The 2,464-nt window shown below is 46.4% G+C and carries 3 protein-coding genes; all 3 read right to left on the reverse strand.

Features of this window, described 5'->3' with window-relative positions:
* A partial coding sequence (fliF, locus tag B4K20_RS07650; RefSeq protein WP_289282464.1) for a flagellar basal-body MS-ring/collar protein FliF occupies positions 1 to 844 on the reverse strand: 844 nt, incomplete at its 3' end.
* A 30-nt stretch (positions 845 to 874) separates the two neighbouring features.
* On the reverse strand, positions 875 to 1,210 hold the full coding sequence (fliE, locus tag B4K20_RS07655; protein ID WP_289282465.1) for a flagellar hook-basal body complex protein FliE: 336 nt from the start codon (positions 1,208 to 1,210) through the stop codon (positions 875 to 877).
* A gap of 42 nt (positions 1,211 to 1,252) precedes the next feature.
* Positions 1,253 to 2,464: sigma-54-dependent transcriptional regulator (locus tag B4K20_RS07660; protein ID WP_289282466.1), on the reverse strand; the 1,212-nt coding region annotated here is incomplete at its 5' end.

Raw genomic sequence — 2,464 nt, forward strand, 5'->3', positions numbered from 1 at the left:
CGACCTGTGCACGCACCCCATTCATACCCACAATGGGTGACAAGATATTTTCTATACGGTCGATATAGATTTGTTCAACCTTACGTGTGTATTCAAGCTGGGTATCACTCATTGCCACACCCGACGCACGCTCTGGTTGAGTTAATAAGTTGCCACGCTGATCCACAATAGTGACATCGGCATTTTTCATATCTGGCACACTGGAGGCGACCATGTGTGTGATGGCTGCCACCTGAGATTGATCAAGTGTTCTGCCAGCATAAAGATGAACCACCACAGAAGCGGTAGGATCTTTACGATCGCGAACAAAAACAGATTGTTTAGGAATAGCAAGATGCACTCGCGCACTTCTGACGTTATTGAGTTCAGCAATGGAGCGAGATAACTCTTCTTCCATTGCACGCTGGTAACGGGCTCGCTCGATAAACTGACTGGTACCAAACCCTTGATCCTGATTCAGCATCTCCATGCCCAGGGCAGCACTTCTGGGTAGGCCTTCAGCAGCAAGTTTCATTCGCAGTGTTTGCACATCACCAGCAGGTACTAACAATGCGCCAGTGGACGGATCCAATTTGTAATCGACATTCATCTGCTGCAAAACATCAACGACTTCAGTCGATTCAGCAGGTGCCATATTCGCGAAAAGGACCTGATATGAGGGCGTTTGTGACCACAACAGCACGTAACCACCTACGGCGATACTGGCTGCAATTGCCAATAAAAACAACATCTGTTTTACAACAGGTTGTTGAGAGATGTTTGCCTGCATAGCGCCCAATGCTGTTGTGGGCCGTGCTGTTGGCATATTGGCTTGTGAGCCGGTGGTGGCAGGTGCGTTTTCCATAGTGTTTCTCTACTCAGGCATATTCGTCAATTAAACAGACATACGCATAACTTCTTGGTAAGCCTCAATCAGTTTATTTCTGACTTGTAGGGTTGCCTCAAAAGCGACACTGGCTTTTTGTGATGCAATCATGACATCAGCCAGATTGACATTCGGGTCACCTAACTCAAATGCCGTCTTTAAATCACCGGAGTTTTTTTGCAGATCATTCACCTCATTCACAGCTTTTTGCATTACGCTGCCGAAATCCACTCGACCATTGCTCTCAGCCTCACTAGCAGGCATGGGTTGTGTTGCTGGTGAAGCCTGAGCTTGTAAAGCTCTCATCTGAGTTAGTAATTGGTTAGGGTCGATAGCTTTAATCATCTTTGTCTCTGCTCCGCTATAAAAATGACGCTGATAGTTGCCTTATGCAGACTTCTTGCCAAGTTTTTCAGGAATTTCCACCCCTTGCTCACGGAATTTGGCGATTTTGTAACGCAAAGTACGTTCACTTATACCTAGCTCTTTTGCAGTCAGTCTTCGGCTGCCTTGATATTTTTCCAGCATGTCGAGAATATGGCGTTGCTCTTGGGACCGTAAATCAAATCCCTCTACACTGCTTTTACTGCTTTCTGTAGATGAACTGACCTCAGTTTGACTGACTGAGGTATTCAACTCTTGGCCAGACACAGCCTCAAAAATAATATCTTTTGCTGTGATTGATTGACCCGATTGCAAAATTAACGCCCGCTGCAAGACATTATCCAACTCACGAACATTACCCGGCCAGTTGTGAGAAATTAAGCGAGACTTTGCCGCAGCATCCAGTAAAGGCGCGACGCGTCGTGATTGACTGGCATGTCGCGTCAACAGGCGCTGAGATAAAGGAAGAATATCATCCTGACGTTGTCTGAGAGGTGAAATTTCCAATGGAAAAACATTCAAACGATAATATAAATCCTCACGAAAACGGCCGGCTTTGACCTCCTCTCGTAAAGTTCTATTGGTGGTGGCTAACACTCTGACATCCAGCGGTATCACCTTCCTACCACCAATACGTTCAACTTCACGCTCCTGCAAAACACGTAAGAGTTTTGCTTGCAACGATAAGTCCATTTCAGAGATTTCGTCTAATAAAATCGTGCCATGATTAGCTTGTTCAAACTTACCGGCATAGGCTTGGCTGGCGCCTGTAAACGCCCCTTTCTCATATCCAAACAGAGTTGCTTCAAGCATATTCTCAGGAATAGCCGCACAGTTAATCGCTACAAAAGGATGTGAAGATCGGGGGGAATGTACATGAAGATAGCGAGCTAACACTTCTTTACCAGTGCCACTCTCGCCATTGATAAGTACAGTGGCATCACTGTCGGCCACACGTTTGGCGATAGCTTGCAGCTCTTTCGATGCCTGCGCCTGCGCCACCATGTCATCTTCTTCAGTACCAATATCATTGATATAGCGCTGCACGCGCTGTAGTAGTTCATCAGCTTCAAACGGCTTTAATAAATAGTCAGATGCCCCCTGATGCATGGCATCGACTGCACTTTGTACGGTACCGTAGGCTGTCATCATCACCACAGGTAAATCAGGCATCATGGCTTTTGCCCGCTGCAGTAAAGTATGTCCATCCATCGT

This window comes from Methylophaga sp. UBA5088 (genome assembly GCF_002414625.1).
GTDB classification, from domain to species: domain Bacteria; phylum Pseudomonadota; class Gammaproteobacteria; order Nitrosococcales; family Methylophagaceae; genus Methylophaga; species Methylophaga marina.

Bases quoted from the DNA above. Each gene is read 5' to 3' on its own strand.
- fliE (WP_289282465.1), bottom strand. From the start codon at position 1,210: ATGATTAAAGCTATCGACCCTAACCAATTACTAACTCAGATGAGAGCT.